14 protein-coding genes are annotated in these 15,138 nt (G+C 38.3%); 3 read left to right on the top strand and 11 right to left on the bottom strand.

What is annotated here, in order from left to right; translation table 11 throughout:
• Window positions 1-6 precede the first annotated feature (6 nt).
• Window positions 7-846, bottom strand: a complete 840-nt coding sequence (locus tag GGR42_RS01695; protein WP_245201370.1) for a 3-keto-disaccharide hydrolase — start codon at window positions 844-846, stop codon at window positions 7-9.
• Between the two features lie 154 nt (window positions 847-1,000).
• On the opposite strand from GGR42_RS01695, the gene GGR42_RS01690 reads away from it, so the two are divergent.
• Window positions 1,001-1,450 carry a TonB-dependent receptor plug domain-containing protein gene (locus GGR42_RS01690; RefSeq protein WP_167960221.1) on the top strand — a complete coding sequence of 150 codons (450 nt, stop codon included), beginning with the start codon at window positions 1,001-1,003 and terminating at the stop codon, window positions 1,448-1,450.
• Here the strand turns inward: GGR42_RS01690 and GGR42_RS01685 are convergent.
• From GGR42_RS01685 to GGR42_RS01660, 6 genes are all read right to left on the bottom strand, one after another.
• Window positions 1,447-2,316: a Nif3-like dinuclear metal center hexameric protein gene (locus tag GGR42_RS01685; protein ID WP_167960219.1), complete on the bottom strand. Its 870-nt coding sequence runs from the start codon at window positions 2,314-2,316 to the stop codon at window positions 1,447-1,449. The two genes, GGR42_RS01690 and GGR42_RS01685, sit on opposite strands and share 4 nt — an antisense overlap.
• A gap of 280 nt (window positions 2,317-2,596) precedes the next feature.
• Entirely contained in the window at window positions 2,597-3,364 is a 768-nt protein-coding gene (locus tag GGR42_RS01680; protein WP_209023911.1) for a ThuA domain-containing protein, read from the bottom strand.
• 10 nt (window positions 3,365-3,374) lie between these two features.
• Complete coding sequence (locus tag GGR42_RS01675; RefSeq protein ID WP_167960215.1) at window positions 3,375-5,342, bottom strand: glycoside hydrolase family 97 protein; 1,968 nt, start codon at window positions 5,340-5,342, stop codon at window positions 3,375-3,377.
• A gap of 3 nt (window positions 5,343-5,345) precedes the next feature.
• Window positions 5,346-6,227 carry an SMP-30/gluconolactonase/LRE family protein gene (locus tag GGR42_RS01670; RefSeq protein WP_167960213.1) on the bottom strand — a complete coding sequence of 294 codons (882 nt, stop codon included), beginning with the start codon at window positions 6,225-6,227 and terminating at the stop codon, window positions 5,346-5,348.
• Window positions 6,228-6,252: 25 nt separating this feature from the next.
• On the bottom strand, window positions 6,253-7,287 hold the full coding sequence (locus GGR42_RS01665; protein ID WP_167960211.1) for a DUF3500 domain-containing protein: 1,035 nt from the start codon (window positions 7,285-7,287) through the stop codon (window positions 6,253-6,255).
• A 313-nt stretch (window positions 7,288-7,600) separates the two neighbouring features.
• Window positions 7,601-9,190, bottom strand: coding sequence for a trehalase family glycosidase (locus GGR42_RS01660; protein WP_209023910.1), 1,590 nt, complete (start codon window positions 9,188-9,190; stop codon window positions 7,601-7,603).
• 90 nt (window positions 9,191-9,280) lie between these two features.
• Between GGR42_RS01660 and GGR42_RS01655 the strand changes: the two genes are divergently transcribed.
• Window positions 9,281-9,919 carry a GntR family transcriptional regulator gene (locus tag GGR42_RS01655; protein WP_167960209.1) on the top strand — a complete coding sequence of 213 codons (639 nt, stop codon included), beginning with the start codon at window positions 9,281-9,283 and terminating at the stop codon, window positions 9,917-9,919.
• Window positions 9,920-9,927: 8 nt separating this feature from the next.
• Here GGR42_RS01655 and GGR42_RS01650 read toward each other — a convergent pair whose 3' ends face one another.
• Window positions 9,928-12,063 (bottom strand): carbohydrate binding family 9 domain-containing protein, encoded by a 2,136-nt coding sequence (locus tag GGR42_RS01650; RefSeq protein ID WP_245201449.1) that lies wholly within the window; start codon window positions 12,061-12,063, stop codon window positions 9,928-9,930.
• A gap of 205 nt (window positions 12,064-12,268) precedes the next feature.
• Between GGR42_RS01650 and GGR42_RS01645 the strand changes: the two genes are divergently transcribed.
• Window positions 12,269-12,418, top strand: coding sequence for a hypothetical protein (locus tag GGR42_RS01645; RefSeq protein WP_167960205.1), 150 nt, complete (start codon window positions 12,269-12,271; stop codon window positions 12,416-12,418).
• A gap of 1 nt (window position 12,419) precedes the next feature.
• Here GGR42_RS01645 and GGR42_RS01640 read toward each other — a convergent pair whose 3' ends face one another.
• Genes GGR42_RS01640 through GGR42_RS01630 form a run of 3 tightly spaced genes read right to left on the bottom strand, consistent with a single transcriptional unit; the run spans window position 12,420 to window position 15,138 of the window.
• A complete protein-coding gene (locus GGR42_RS01640) occupies window positions 12,420-13,517 on the bottom strand; it encodes an amidohydrolase family protein (protein WP_167960203.1) in 1,098 nt (365 codons plus the stop codon).
• A gap of 23 nt (window positions 13,518-13,540) precedes the next feature.
• Window positions 13,541-14,134, bottom strand: a complete 594-nt coding sequence (locus GGR42_RS01635; protein ID WP_167960201.1) for a nucleotidyltransferase family protein — start codon at window positions 14,132-14,134, stop codon at window positions 13,541-13,543.
• Window positions 14,134-15,138: an XdhC family protein gene (locus GGR42_RS01630; RefSeq protein WP_167960199.1), complete on the bottom strand. Its 1,005-nt coding sequence runs from the start codon at window positions 15,136-15,138 to the stop codon at window positions 14,134-14,136. Before GGR42_RS01630 ends, GGR42_RS01635 begins: the two co-directional genes overlap by 1 nt.

Raw genomic sequence — 15,138 nt, 5'->3', positions numbered from 1 at the left:
TAAAGTTTAATATTCCAGAAGTTCTATGGAACGAAAATCTATTGGGTGGCTGTTGGATTGTAGCGAGATATATCCGTCCTTAACTTGGTCATTGCCGTCTACAATAAAAGTTTTTCCAATCTCATGATTGGGGTCGTATGTTGGGTTTGTATAGGTCAATATTTTTTCACCATTTACATAATGCGATATGGTTCCATCTTTAATCTCTATTTCCATGGTCACCCATTGATCCCCATGAAAGGTTCTTTTAACGGTAGCCGGAGTGCAATAGGAAGTATTTTTGGCCCCATTTACTTCCACCAAAGTACCCCCTGCACATATCTCGCCCACAGGCCGCTCATCGGTGCCATTACCTCCATGGAGGTTGTATTCCAAAGAAACTGGAAAAGATTGGTTTAGGCCTACCGTTTCTGGAGGTTGACAATGGTATTGTACCCCACTGTCCCTATATCCCCATTCCGGGGCACCAAGACAGGTTTCCCCCACAAACCTATACTCAACTTTAAGTCGGTAATTGGATAATTTTTTATCATAATATAGGGCACCAAATCGGTTGTCAAAATTATCTTCATAGGCATCGTATCTAATGCTAAGAATGCCATCTTCTACCCTAAAGGTATTTCCAAAATTTTCCCCCAGTTTATGGCCCACAATTTTCATGTTCCAACCTGTAAGGTCTTTACCATTGAACAAAGAAGTCCACGTTCCCGTCTCCCCTGCCATAGTAGCAGGTTTTTGGACTACTTCCATAGCCGGTTCTTCTTTTGTTTCGGTTGTTTCAGCTTTTTTTTGTTTACATGAAATGGACAATACTAAACACAAGAATAAGAAGGATAGGTAACGCATTATTTTAATTTTAGTTGGTTGATTACTAAAGTAATAAAAAAGAAATCTCTCATTTCTGAATTAAGATTTTATTAACCTTTCGATTTATAAGTGCAAGTAAAGACTTAAAATTGTTGAATTTTAAGTAAATTCATTGATAGTAAATAACTTAGGCATGAAAAGGAATCTGTTAAATATGGCTTTGTTGGGAACGTTTGTTCTAATGGGTTGCAAGGCAAATAAAACTCAATCGGAGGTGGTCCATGAGGACCTACCTACGGGCAACTATAATGTGGAATTGGCCAATAAAAATGACCAAATTGTAGATGAGGGGATTGCCATCAAGAATTTAACGGATTATTTACGGGGAATCCCTGGCGTTAGGGTGCAAGGCGATGGCGCCAATGCAAATATTGTTATTAGAGGGAGTAATTCCCTTAATCTTAGTGAGGAACCCACTTATATCGTGGATGGCCGGCAGTACCATGGTTCCTATACGTCCTTGTTTTACTCTTTGCCGGGAGAGGTAATAAAGTCGGTCACAGTTCTTAAAGACGCCTCTTCCTTAGGAATGTATGGTTCCAGTGCCGCCAATGGAGTTATAGAAATTGTGACAAAGAATTAATTAGGGGTCCAAAACGGATCACCTGCCGGAACAAATTCAACGGGAACCTCGGAAATAAAACTCTTTAACCACGATGCACAATAATCCATACCGGGTTCTTCGGAATTGGCATGACCAATAATAATTAGTGCTTTCTTTTTGCCAAGGGTTACAGCATCCCTAACATATTCAACAGTTTCCCATTCATGTGTTTCTCCAATTATTAGTGCCTCTACATCCTCTCTTTGCAATACATTTATTTGCCGAGCAGACCCAGCAGCGCCCAAAACCATTCCCACCTGGGTAATTGGCATACCTGGGTTTCCCACAATACGAATAAGGGGAGTGTTAAAAATTGTTTTAAGTTGATTGCCAAGTTCTTTTAAGGTCATCTCTGGTAATTTATAGATATAGGGCCTTTGTTTTTGTTCATACTTTTTCCAATCCATTTTGTCCACAACCCCCTTGTAAATACCGTCTATGGATGTTTGGTGGATGTGGTCATGAAACCTAAAAACTACCATTCCATTGTCTTTTATATATTTTTGCTTGGCAGCAACAATGGAGTCCCCTTCAAATTGTTCTGTAGTATCAAAATGGTTGTAAAAAGTTGGCTCATGGGTTATGACCATATTCAAACCTTTTGCCTTTGCTCTCTTTAATACATCCATAGTGGCCAAAAAGGTAGTGGCTATTCCAGTAATTTTCATTTCTGGACTTCCTCCCTTATAGGTGTCTACCGTTTCCCTTTGCCATTCTACCGTAATATTTTCTTTTATTCGATCTATTATTGTTTCTGCATTAGGCGAGGAAGTTTGGGCCTTGCAATTAAGGAACATTAGTAGTATACCAAAAATGATTAGAAAAGAATGCGTTGTATTTTTCATAAAACTAGTTAAGTACTTTCTTTAGAAAGTCAATTATTTTTTAAGTGAATTCTGGCTGATAGTAATCTGGGGAGCCATGCCTCTCTATGAACCCATACAATTAAATAGGCATTGGGTTATTTTTAGGTAGGTAGATATCAACTAACAACTGGCGTTCGCCTACTTCTGCATATACAAGGTCTATATGCTGTTGTGAAAAACCAATTGGGCTCCAAAGAAAAAGGATTGCCCAAATTCTTTTAAGCCCAGATTTAATGATTCTTTTATAACCAGACAAGATTTATTCTTTAATACCTTTTCCTGTTGCCGCCCAATAGATGCCGCCATAAAGATGTTGTAAGAACCAAGGTTCGCTATACACACTGGAAATATGACCTAAACCAGTAAAAAAAGAACGCCCACCATCAAAATTATGGTACCAAGCAATAGGATGATATCCCATGCCCTCGCCAACATTATCTCCCCACTTTGCATAGGGTTTATAAGTAGTTTCATCCAATGTTAACAAAACGTTGACTTCGGAATAATTTTCCTTTTTAAATTCATACCATTCGTCTGTCCACATAAAACGTTTTGGAAAAACTTCCATGCCAGGAAAATTGTAGTCAGCTACATCAATCATTGCTGTTTGCTGTGCCGGATGAATTTTAAACATTTTCCCTACCAATTGGTTGTACCAAGGCCAGTCATATTCTGTGTCCGAAGCAGCATGAATCCCAACATACCCTTTCCCGGACTGTATAAATTTTTCAAATACCTTTTGTTGGTCATCGTTGAGGACATCAGCTGTAGTATTTAGGAAAACCACCACGTCAAAATCCTTTAAAAAGTTTTCGGTAAAGCAGCGATCGGCATTCTCTTCCCATACCAGGTCAAAATTGTGACGTTCGGCCAGATTTCTCATTGCGTTGACTCCATCATGAATAGAAGGGTGATGCCATCCTGCGGTTTTGGTAAATAAGAAGACCTTGAATTGAGATTGTGAAAATGCCTGGAATGCAAACAATACGCATAGTGTTAAGGCAAAAAAAGTTTTTTTAGTGCTCATCATTTTAATTTTATTGTTTAGTAACTATTGCGGCCCAACCACCTCCAGGAGCCATACGTATCCTTGTTTTGGTTGAACTATTTATATTGATATTTTCTTTTTTGTAATCTTGTGCATAACGATCGGCGTTTATGCCGTCCTTCATAATTTCTGCATTGTAATCACCATCAGGTAGAAAGGAAAAGTCAATTTCTATTTCTCTTGGGCTCCAATCTGTCATCCCTCCAATATACCAGGCATCCCCTTTTCTCCTGGCCATGACCACATAGTCCCCTACTTTGGCGTTCAGGGCAATGGTTTGGTCCCATGTAGTGGGCATTTTACTAATAAACTCGGTTGTTTCCAACTCCTTTTCATAGTTGGATGGAGAATCGCAAAGCATTTGTAACGGGCTTTCGTAGATTACATACATGGCAATTTGATGACATCGTGTCCCCAAGCTCATGGGGCGTGCAAAAATATCTGCATAATTACCCTGTTGAGCGTTGATCATTGCTCCTGGTGTAAAATCCATGGGTCCGGCCACCATTCTGGTAAAAGGCAAGGTAACCGTATGTTCCGGGGAAACATCTGCGCTCCATTTATTGTTTTCGTTTCCTTTTACTCCTTCGTAGGATATCATATTGGGATAAGCTCTACGTAAGCCTGAGGGTTTATATGCTCCATGATAATCTACAAGCAATTCATTTTTGGCGGCTTCCTTTACCACACGTTCATAGTAGTTCACCATTTGTTGGTCCGCACGCTGCATAAAATCTATTTTAACCCCTTTTATACCCCAATTTTTATATAACTCTAAGGCTTCATTAAGATGGTCATCTATAGGTTTCCATAGGGACCATAAAATAATACCAACGTTTTTATCTTTTCCATAATTCACCAATTCTTGGATATTAATTTCTGGGTTGGACTCTAAAATATTGGTTGTGGTTTTGGACCATCCTTCATCGAGAATTATATATTCTATTCCATGTTTGGAAGCAAAATCAATATAGTATTTATAGGTATTGGTATTATCACCAGATTTAAAGTCGACCCCATAAATATTATTGGCATTGTACCAATCCCAAGCAACTTTTCCCGGTTTTATCCAAGCGGTGTTTTTTAGTTGAAGAGGCCTTGCTAATTTATAGACCAATTCGCTCTCCAATAATTGTTTGTCATCATCGGAGATAACAAAAGCCCTCCATGGGAAACTTCTTTTTCCAGAAGTTTTGGCAATATAATCCTCTGGGACAATCACTTGGTTTCTATCTTCCGCTCCCGGAGCTGGAGAGGCTTCTTTTACTGCTTTTGGAAAACCAGCGGTAAGTCCGTTGCCCTTTGTTCCATAAAGAAACATACCTGGATAGTCATACAAATCTGATTCTGTGACCACAATTTTTACATCTCCAACTTCTAGCAAAGTGGGAAGTGAAGCGAATTTTGCATGACCAAGAGTGTCCAGCTTTGTAGGGATATATGATCTTTCGTAATGGGAAATTAAGCTTTCTTCCTCAGGAAAAAGGCTTGTGGTAGTATTAGAGAAGTTTAAATCTGCTACCTCATTTTTAATGGTGATTTCCTTGCCTAAATTGGTTAGAAACCTATATCCTACACCATCGTTATAGGCTCTAAACTCAACTGAAAATCCATTCTTGAAATTTAGGGCCAATTGTTTGTACTTGTCCTGTATGACAGCATTTTTTTGAGCAATAACCGGATTTATGGAGGTGTCACTAAATGTTTCCACAGCTTTTTTAACGATTGAACTATGTCCTAAAATAGTGCCGTTATCCAATTCCAAAGCAATTTCACTTTTGTCTATAATCAAATTCCCCTTGTACGAAACGGACCAATTGAGCTTTGGAACCACATCGACCATTATTTTTAAATTTCCATCAAAGGAATTTAATTCATAGTCCTGGGAAAAAAGATAGGAGGTATTACAACAAAGGCATAGAAGTAATACCCATATGGTTTTTATGTTCTTATTCATTTTTTATTTGATTAACTCGTAAGCCATTAATCCATTTTTATAAAAAGTGGGAACCAGTAATAAGTTTTTTTCCTGGATATATTCAATATCCGCAGCCCCAATTTCATCTGAACTGGTATCCAACAATATTTTTTTACTCCAATCCGCATTTACCAAATGAACCAGTCCCTGCCAGCTAGATACCAAGTAGGAACCATCCCCTACAGCTTCAATCCCGTCTGGGTTTTCAATTCCTTCGGTTCTCTTTGTTATTTCATTTGTTTCTAAATTCAATGTATTCAATGTTTTTTCATCCCAAAGCGCCATTAGGAATGTATCGCCATCACTTAAAACCCCATTTGGTCCAGGCAAGCCTTCCATGAGTCGGGTAGTCATTCCATTTTCATAAACAAAAAAATTACCCCCATTGGAGTCACTTATATATACTTTACCATCTGAAGTTGTTGTAATATCATTTAAGAACACCGAGCCTTCAATGGGTATGGTTTTGGATACTTTGCCCGCATCAATATCTATTTCCACCAAATTGGTCAGGTCCGTAACATAAAGCTTGTCCCCAACTATACCTAATCCTTTGGGAGCGTCCAAACCAGATATCCAGTTCACATCAGTAATATTACCCTCTAAATCAACTTTGGAAATAAATCCAATTCCATCTGCCTCATCGGGTACACCTGCAATATTGGAAACATATAGAATGTCCCGCTTTTTATCATAAATAACGGATTCCGATGTTGTTAAAAGTGTATCGGCAGACCATTTGTGTACCAGCACGGTCTCCTTTATTTCTTCAATTTTAGGTTCGCTTACCTCTTTTTTTGCCTTTTCCTTACAAGAACTTAAAAGAAGTATTGCCACTATGGTAAATACATTTAAATATTTCATTTTCTTTGGTTTATGGGTTGTTAAACTAATGATGGTGGTCAGAATTATGGTAGTGCTCCTTAATTAGATTTCTACCAAAATCGCCATTAAAGTCACGCCATACAGCATGAATGTGATTGGCATTATTCTGTGAATTATCAAATTCGATAAGAAAATTTTTACCCTGAATTCTATAATAGTGTGGTTTTCCCAATCCCATTTCTTTGGCGCCTGCCCAGGCAAAATATATATCAACAAGTTCCTCTTCTTCCATTTTGGTACCTCTTTCAACAGCAATTTTATCTGGAACCGATGAGATGTACTCGTTAATAAGGGTAAACAGTAGTTTTTGTTGTACAGCGTCCATCTCTGTTGCCGGAATACCTTCCACTTTCAAAGGGGAAATTTCTGCTTTGTTAAAAGATAAAATATCATTGAAAGTACCTTCCTCTTGGATAATCGCCTTTTCTTGTTGCTCTGCGGAAAGCAAATTAATTAGTTGTAACCCTAAATCTTCTTCATTGACCAATGACCTATGTCCTTTTCTTGGTCCTTCCATTACAACAGCAGGATTAGCACCATAAAATAAGGGTACATAGGTGATTTTATCACCGTCCGTTGTAAAGTTCAATGAAACATGATGCCCTTCAAAAGACCAACTCCAAGGTTTTTCTGTATTTGGCTCACCATAAAAGGTAGTATAATAGCGCCCCGTGTCCCGATAAACGCGATCGTTGGTGAGATCGCCCAAGATGCCCTCTAATTCAATGACACCCATGGTCTTTTTGTATCCACTTTCACTGAGATAGGTTTGCAATAATTCGTGTACTAGCTCTTTTTGGTTTTCCTTTAATTCTTTTAGCTGGATACCTTCCCTGTTAAACATAGTGGAAGGGAAAAAATGCCAATCGGTCCTAACCGAATCGTCTTGTTTTAATAAGGTTTTGGCTCTTTGATTTTCGTCTAAAGAATTTAAAAAGCGAGTGGCAATATCATCCGGCACGGAAGTTTCTTTCTTTTTTTGTGCGCAACTGGTATTTAATACTACAGAAAATAGCATTATCGTAAGAATGTGCTTCATTTTGGTTGGTTTTTGTTATTTAAGAGTTGACTTTTTGGGTATTTATCAAAAAGTAACGCTACAAGTTAGTTTTTTAAGAAGCATGCAGGAGAATTTAAACATACATTTAACACTTTCCTTTTTAATGTGAAAAAGCCTGAATTAAATCAGGCTTTTTGTTTGAGTATTAACAAATCGGTGAGACATACCCTCCCATGTATATTGCAGAATATCATAGGTGTAGATTTGAGGTAAAATATGCAGTCACTAACAACACCTATTACAGAGATCTTTCCTTCCGGAAGTTTATTATTGAGTATATCATGCTCTGGTGCTATTCCTTTATATTGTCCATATCATCCAAAAGTTTCTTGAATCCCAAGGCAACACCATTTGTCCACCCAAAACCATCTTGGGTCTTATATTCGCCACCCCCTGAAAGTAAGCTGGTGTCCTCTACATTATATTTCTCCATCATTTTCCCAGTATTTTTATAAACTTTCTCGTTAATGCTCAACCATCTTTCCATTATTTCTTTGGCTTCTTCTATGTAGCCATAGTTTAGCAGTCCATTTACGGCAATCCATTGCAAAGGTGCCCAACCATTGGGAGCATCCCATTGCTGTCCTGTTTGCTTAAGGGTAGTTATAAGACCACCATCTTTTAAAAAAGTACTGATTAATCTATTCTTCACTGCTTCTGCCTGTTTTGGAGTTGCCACATTAAAGAACAAAGGATATGCGGCCGCCAAAGTTTCTTCGTCTGTCGTGGATTGTAATTTAAAATCATAATCCATAAAAAAACCAAGATTACTGTCCCAAAACAATGTTTGTAGTATTGCTTTTCGGGTATCTGCTTTTTCTTGGTATTTAACTTGATTTTCATCGTCACCCTTAAGTCCGTACCCCTCAGCAATTTTCTTTTCCATAAAATATAGAAGACAATTTAAATCTACAGGAAGGATTGTGGTAGTTGTGGTAGATCCAAAGTCATCCCCACCATACCAACGGCTGGAATAATCCCATCCTGATGCTGCCCCAGACCTTAAATTGTTGTACAGAGCCTCTTTTTCTTCTAGGGTTTCCAGTTTGTTGGCCAAATGCACATCTTCTTTATAGGCCTCCGGTCTGGGTGTACTTTTTTTATCCCAATACCTATTTAAGACCGTAGTGCTGTCTAATTGTACTACTTGTCTTTCTGCTGGGTTGTCAACTGAGAGATCAGATAGTCCCGACATCCAAAATTCATACTCTTTTACCATGGTAGGTAGATATTCCAAAAGCAACGTACTATCTTTTCTGGAAAGCGCATCTACCATAACAGCATAGAATGGAGGTTGTGAACGAGAAAGAAAGTAATCTCTTGTACCGTTCGGTATAAATCCAATAGTGTTAATTAGATGGCTGAAATTATCAACCATATTTTTTGCCAATTCCTGCTTTTCATCAACCAATAGCCCTTCCATGGTAAAATAACTGTCCCAATAATAAATTTCCTGAAACCTTCCGCCGGGAACAACATATTCGTGCGGCAAAACTATTCTAGATGAGTTCGCAAAGGCCGAATCCGGTGTTCTGGTTAACTTCTCCCACATGGAAGTAATGTGCGCGTACATGGTTTTGGTTGTATCCGTTTTAAACTCCAAAGCCTTCATGGAATTATCCCTGAAGTTTGCTTCCACAAATGCCTTCAAATTAAAACCAGGCTTGTTCTTTTCTTGTTCGTATAGGGAAACGAGTTCAGTATGTGATTTCAATGGTAATTGGTCCACAAATGTTTTGGAATCATCATAAATGGCAGCCATTTGAATGTCTTTAAACAACTGTGTACCATAGAAGTCAACAACTTCTATTTTTTGTGTTTCTGTTTTACAGGCAATGCATGAAATCAATAAAAATGCAAGGACAATATGCGTAAGTTTCATAAAATATGTGTTTCGAATTGCTAAATATAAGGGTAATTTTAATATTTGAAATAATTTGCTTAATCGTATACGATATAGTATTTTTGAGATATGATTCAAAAGGTTAATTTCAGAGATCAGGTGCGTAAGCACCTTTTAAAACAGATGCAAAAAGGGGAGCTGCATCTTGGAAAGACCATAAATCTTGCTGCTCTGGCAAGACAATTAGATGTGAGTGTTACCCCCATTCGTGAGGCATTGACACAGCTTCAACAATCGCAAATTATAAAGGCAATCCCCAATAGAGGTTTTATTATTTCTGGATTAAGCACCCAAGAAGCTAAAAACATTTATGAACTTGTTGCCAATATGGAAGCTTTGGCCTTGGAAGAATCAGAATTTGATGCAGGTTCAATAGAACAGCTAAAAAAGCAACAAGAATTATTTCTAAACACCAATAATCCTTTGGAACAGGTGAATGCCGATATGGAATTCCATAGATTACTCACCTGTAATTATGCAAATGACATTGCCCAACAAATAATCTTGGACCTAAAGACCCGAATCTTTTTTTATGAAAAAGAATTGGCAATGAACACTGAGTTTTATAAAAATGCACATAACCAGCACGATTCAATCATTAATGCAATCCAAGATGATAACAGGCCCACAGCTGCATTGATTTTAAAAATGAACTGGTTGCAAAGCTTGGGGTATATGCAAAAATTAATGGTACCCGCAACCGCTTAAACAATTGCCTACTTTGTAAACCAATAGGTCAGTTTTAAGGTTAGCGACCAACTTCTTCCATCATATGGCTCCAGCAAATGGTTATTGGTATAGACAATGAATAAATCTGAAGCTGGTTTATAGCGCCATTGGAACCTGGAGTTCCAATTAAAGTTTTTAGATTGTTCATTGTACTGAAACAGATTGGCAAAAAATAACTTGTTGGTAAAGGTGATGTCCACTTCCGATCCAATCAGCCAAAACTCCGTGGTATTCCATGGTTCCGTTAATTTAATATTGTTATAGCTTATATTAGAAGTTAAACTAACATAGGGTTGAAAACGGTACCCTATCTCTGTAGTAAGGTTGGTTCTGTTGCCATCTAGGTAATACCCTCCAAAACGTCCTCCTAAAGTATAGGTGAACAGGCTTTGTGGTTTGGAATTATATTCAAATCTCATGGCATTCCAACTGTGTTTTGTTCCGGTACTAAGAGAATCCTTTCCGGATCTTGTAGGATCAAACGGTTCCAACAGCTCTACATATTCATCAACTACGTCTACTGTCAAACTACTTCTGTTCCTAAAATTCAACCCGTATTGCAATGCACTTTGGTTGTCAGTTTTCTCCATTTTTTCATTGAAATAATAACTGGTGTTCAAAACCGGGCCATGACTTAAGACCTTACCCTTTTTTGGGAAAAATAAGTGTCCTGCAAAGGATTGTAAATTTATGTATCCATTTCTAGGAACAAAGCCCACTTCTGCAGTATACTTCTCTCCTACCGATTCCTCTTGAATTCTCCAGTTCCACTTTCTGCTCTTATACTCTAGATGGGATGCTTGCGTGATTCCGTTGCCCACTTTATTTGGTGAAAAGGATTTAAGTAAAAAGGCCTTTCCCGTCCATAAATTATTTGCCGATGCCAGATTGTACTCCAATCCAATATTTCTGTTGAATTTGGGATATACGGTTCTTAGGGAATCAGTGTCTTGAGGATAGCGCAATGATTCTTTATCCACGAACATGAGTCCTATACTGGATCGGTTAAAAACTTTTCTCTGTAGGGATAGTACCCCAAAATTTTGATTGGGCAAACCAATATTGTCTATACTGGCAGTTTGCATATCCATTACTCCCAATCGCCATTTTTCATTTAAATTCCCACTCAGTCGGGCTCCGGCCCTAATAGGAACACCAAGACCTATACGTCTTGAAAAGAAAGGACGAATAGTTGGGTATCCAAAATTGGCGAACAAATCCCCATTTTCTAAGAAAAATTGTCGTTTCTCAGGAAAGAATAATTCAAACCTATCCAAATTGGCCACTTGGCGGTCCACTTCTACTTGGGAAAAATCCGGATTGACCGTCAAATCCAAATTAAGCGAAGAGGTTAAACTGATTTTTACATCACCTCCGACCTTTGTTTCATTAGATGTATTTCCTTCAAAATCTTTATTAAGCCCTCCCAATAGATAGGGAATTACGGAAATGTTTGTTCCAGGAGATGGTGGTGGTTTGTCCCAAACCAAAACACCGGTATAGGCTAACGATGCGGTAGGGAATTGACGCGGTATTGGGGTCCAGCTGGATTTTTCACTAGCTTTTAAATCCAATCTGCTAAAGTTAATTCCCCATTCCGTCACACCATCCTTGTATCGGATCGATTTAAAAGGAAGGGCCATTTCAAACACCCATTTAGTATCTTCCCTAACCACTTGGGAAACCCATTTACTGTCCCAATTAAGGTCCACCTTGCCGCCTTCATACATAGTTCCGTCCCATTGTGCCCCAGCGGCATTGGAACCAAAAGAAAATCCTGTGGTCTGATTATTAAAAGGGTCTAGAAAAAATAAAAAATTATCATTCTTGCCGAATGAAAAATCTCGGCGCAAGGATTCAACATAATTGGGATTGGCGGTACTATTGTGAAAAATGGCAACCAAATAAATATTGTCGTCGTCGTAGGCCATCCGGATTTCAGAACGCTCATTTGCCTTTCCATCGTCCATGGGCAATACCATAAAAAAATCATCCGCTACATCGGTATTTTTCCATGCCTCATCATCGGCAACGCCATCTATGACTATGGGAGAGGTGGCTTTTCGGATATGTAATCTATAGTTTTGGTTTTTTTTTTGGGCACTTAAGTTTAGCGCAAACATGCTCACGCACAAGCTTTTAAAAAAAATATTCATAAGACGAAATTGCTGCGAGCTATGAACGGGAGAACTCAGAGTTTTTATTAAGTTTAAATGTAATACTTTATAATGAAAACACAACCTCTTTTTGGCGCACTTTTGTTCCAATTGTGTTTAAACAACAATTGGAGCAATTCCCCGTTTATATTATCCTAGAAATAAGTTTGTTATGCAATACCTCAATAAAGAAATTGAAAATTTAGCCAAGAAAAAAGCAGCAAAATCACTTGTTAAAAAGCAATATTCTTGCGGAATTTTTCAAGACTTGGGTAAAACTACCATGGGTGTTGAAGAAAGAGCCCAAAAAGACGCCCCCTAATCTACAATTCTGGAAATAGACTTTTGTCCAATCCAGGAATAAGCTTTAGGGCATTTCCATAGTACACTTTCTTTAATACAATGTCGGGCAATCCGAGCCCATACATGGCCCAGAACGCATGGTATTTCTTGTAGTATGGAAAGTATTCATCTTCGGTCTCCAAGACTCTAAAATAAGTCGGGAACTCATTAGGTTGCCAACTATCCTTTCCAAATAGAATTCTATCTTGGTATTTTACGAAAAATGCATGAGCCTGCTTTGGCTGTCTTCCAAGTTCCGCTATAACTGCCGCAATACCAACATTCATATTTGGAATTTCATCCAATAACTCGCTCAATTTTCCCAAATCATTGGCATACCAACCCATATGTGCGTTTATGAAATTGGTTTTGGGATGCTTTTTGAACATGTTATGTTGCTCCCCTATGATCTGTTCCCAGGGGGCTGGATCCGTGTCGGAACGCTTTCTGCGAGAATGTGTCTTAAGTTCTAGCCAACGTTCGTTATCGGCATCAAACTCGTCCCAAAAGGGTTTGGGGTCCGCAGCATGGATTAGGACAGGAATGCCCAGTTCACCACATTTGGCCCAAATAGGATCTAAACGGATATCATCAATGGCCAACCTGTTGCCATCAACATCTTTATTATAAAGACCAAGGCTTTTGTATATTTTAAGGCCTTTAGCTCCATTTTTTACATCGGCTTCTAGTTGCGCTACTGCTTTTTCTGTCCAACCAGGGTTACCTACACCGTCAAAATCAACATTTGCAAACACTACAAATCTATTTGGGTAACTTTCATTTATATGTTTTACCGCATTGGTAATTCTGTCCCCATTGCCGCCGCTTAAGTTGACCATGATGCCTTCATTGAGTCCGTCCATAAGCTGTATCAACTCCGATAAATCCCGGGTATCCATATTACGTTGATGGCTATGGACATCTATAAAAGGAAATTTTGCCTGCATTCTTTCATTTGTGGGCACAACCAAGGTAGATGTGGGGTTGTATTCTTCAAACCCCATTTCTTGGGAATAAGAATGATTAAAAACAAAAAGAACTAATACATATATAAAATTTAACGTATTGATTGGTTTCATATTAAGTTGTTTAATTTATAGTATTACTTTAATATTTTTTGATACACTTCCTTTGTATCTATATCCTGTGTTTTGCCATTGGAATCGATGCAAAGAATGGAGTTTTCATATTTTTTTAATATGTTTTTGGCCCCTATATCCCCTTTAATGCTAGATAGTTCTTCAAAATAACTGGCATTAAAAATTGCCGGCACCCCAGCCCTGTTCTTATATTTTGTTGCCGTAATTTCAACATTGAATTCATTGTGCTTGCGAATTAGTTCGTTTAGGTAATCCACATCAATAAAAGGCTGGTCGGCAAGCATTATTAAACAGGTTCCATACTTTTTGGTGCCATCTAACAAGTATTGTATTCCACATGCAATGGAATTTCCCAGACCCATTTCCCAGTTAGTATTGTCTATATACGTAACTGTGGATTTAATCTTCTGTTTAATCAAATTACTCTGTGCGCCTACCACCACATACACATCTTGCGAGCAGGAGCAAGCAGTTTCTATAGTATGTCCTAATAAAGTGGTGTCTTTCCATGGAAGTAACTGCTTTAGTTTTCCCATTCGGGAAGCCGAACCAGCTGCTAAAATCAAAATAGCTATGTTTTTATTGGTTGAATGCATTAGCTGTGTATGGTTCCTTGCTTGTTCTTCAATTTCATTGGTTTCTTTTCCCTTAAAACAGATAGAATCTCGGACATTATGGAAATAGCTATTTCTTGCGGGGTTTCCGCACCAATGTCCAAACCAGCTGGGCCGTGGATGTTGTCAAAAAACACATCGCTTATATCGGGACAATACTCTAAAAATTCATTTAAAAGTTTCTCCCTGCGCCTTGATGGACCAAGGATGCCTAAATAGAACGGCTTTGTTTCTTTAAGGGATATCAAATATTTTAAATCCTTCACATAGCTATGGGTCATCAAGACCACAGAAGTTTGCTCATCTATGATAGGGCGGTACTCTTCTGGAGAGGCAGCGATAAGTTCCTTTGCACCGGTAAAATAAGCTATATCCTTTTCTTCCATAGGGGTCACTACAACGGTAACTTCCCAACCTGTTAAGGCTGCATAGGAACAGAGCTGTACGGCATCGTGCTCAGCTCCAATAATAATTAACTTATCACAAGGCTCCATTTTTTGTTCAAAGGCTTCGAAGCCTTTATTTGTTTGATTGGGTTGCAAATTAAAATGCTCTTTTTCGAATTTAAACACGGAGCCATATCCAGCATCCATACTATCCTTTTGGTTAAAAAAGGAGGCTATTTTAAAACTTTTTCTTTCCTGTATAATTTTGTCGAATACCTCTAAAAAATCATTTTTTGGAGCAAAAGGCTCTATTAAAATATACAGAATGCCTTCGCAGCCCAATCGATATCGACCATCATAGGTCATTATTTTTGGAATACCTGTTTTAAAAACTGATTCCGATTGTCTAAACACTTCTTTTTCAACACAGCCTCCGCTTACAGCACCTACGAAAGTTCCATTTTCCATGATAAGCATGCGGACACCAGGTCTGCGATAAGATGAACCTTCTAAGGCCACTACCGTGGCCAGTACGGCTTTTAAGCCACTATCCTGAGCTTTGATATATGTTTGTACAATTTTCTTTAGTTCGTGCGTCAT

Source organism: Saonia flava, assembly GCF_011927795.1.
GTDB classification, from domain to species: domain Bacteria; phylum Bacteroidota; class Bacteroidia; order Flavobacteriales; family Flavobacteriaceae; genus Saonia; species Saonia flava.
Note: the sequence above shows the minus strand (reverse complement) of the source record. Positions and strands in the feature narration are given on the sequence as shown.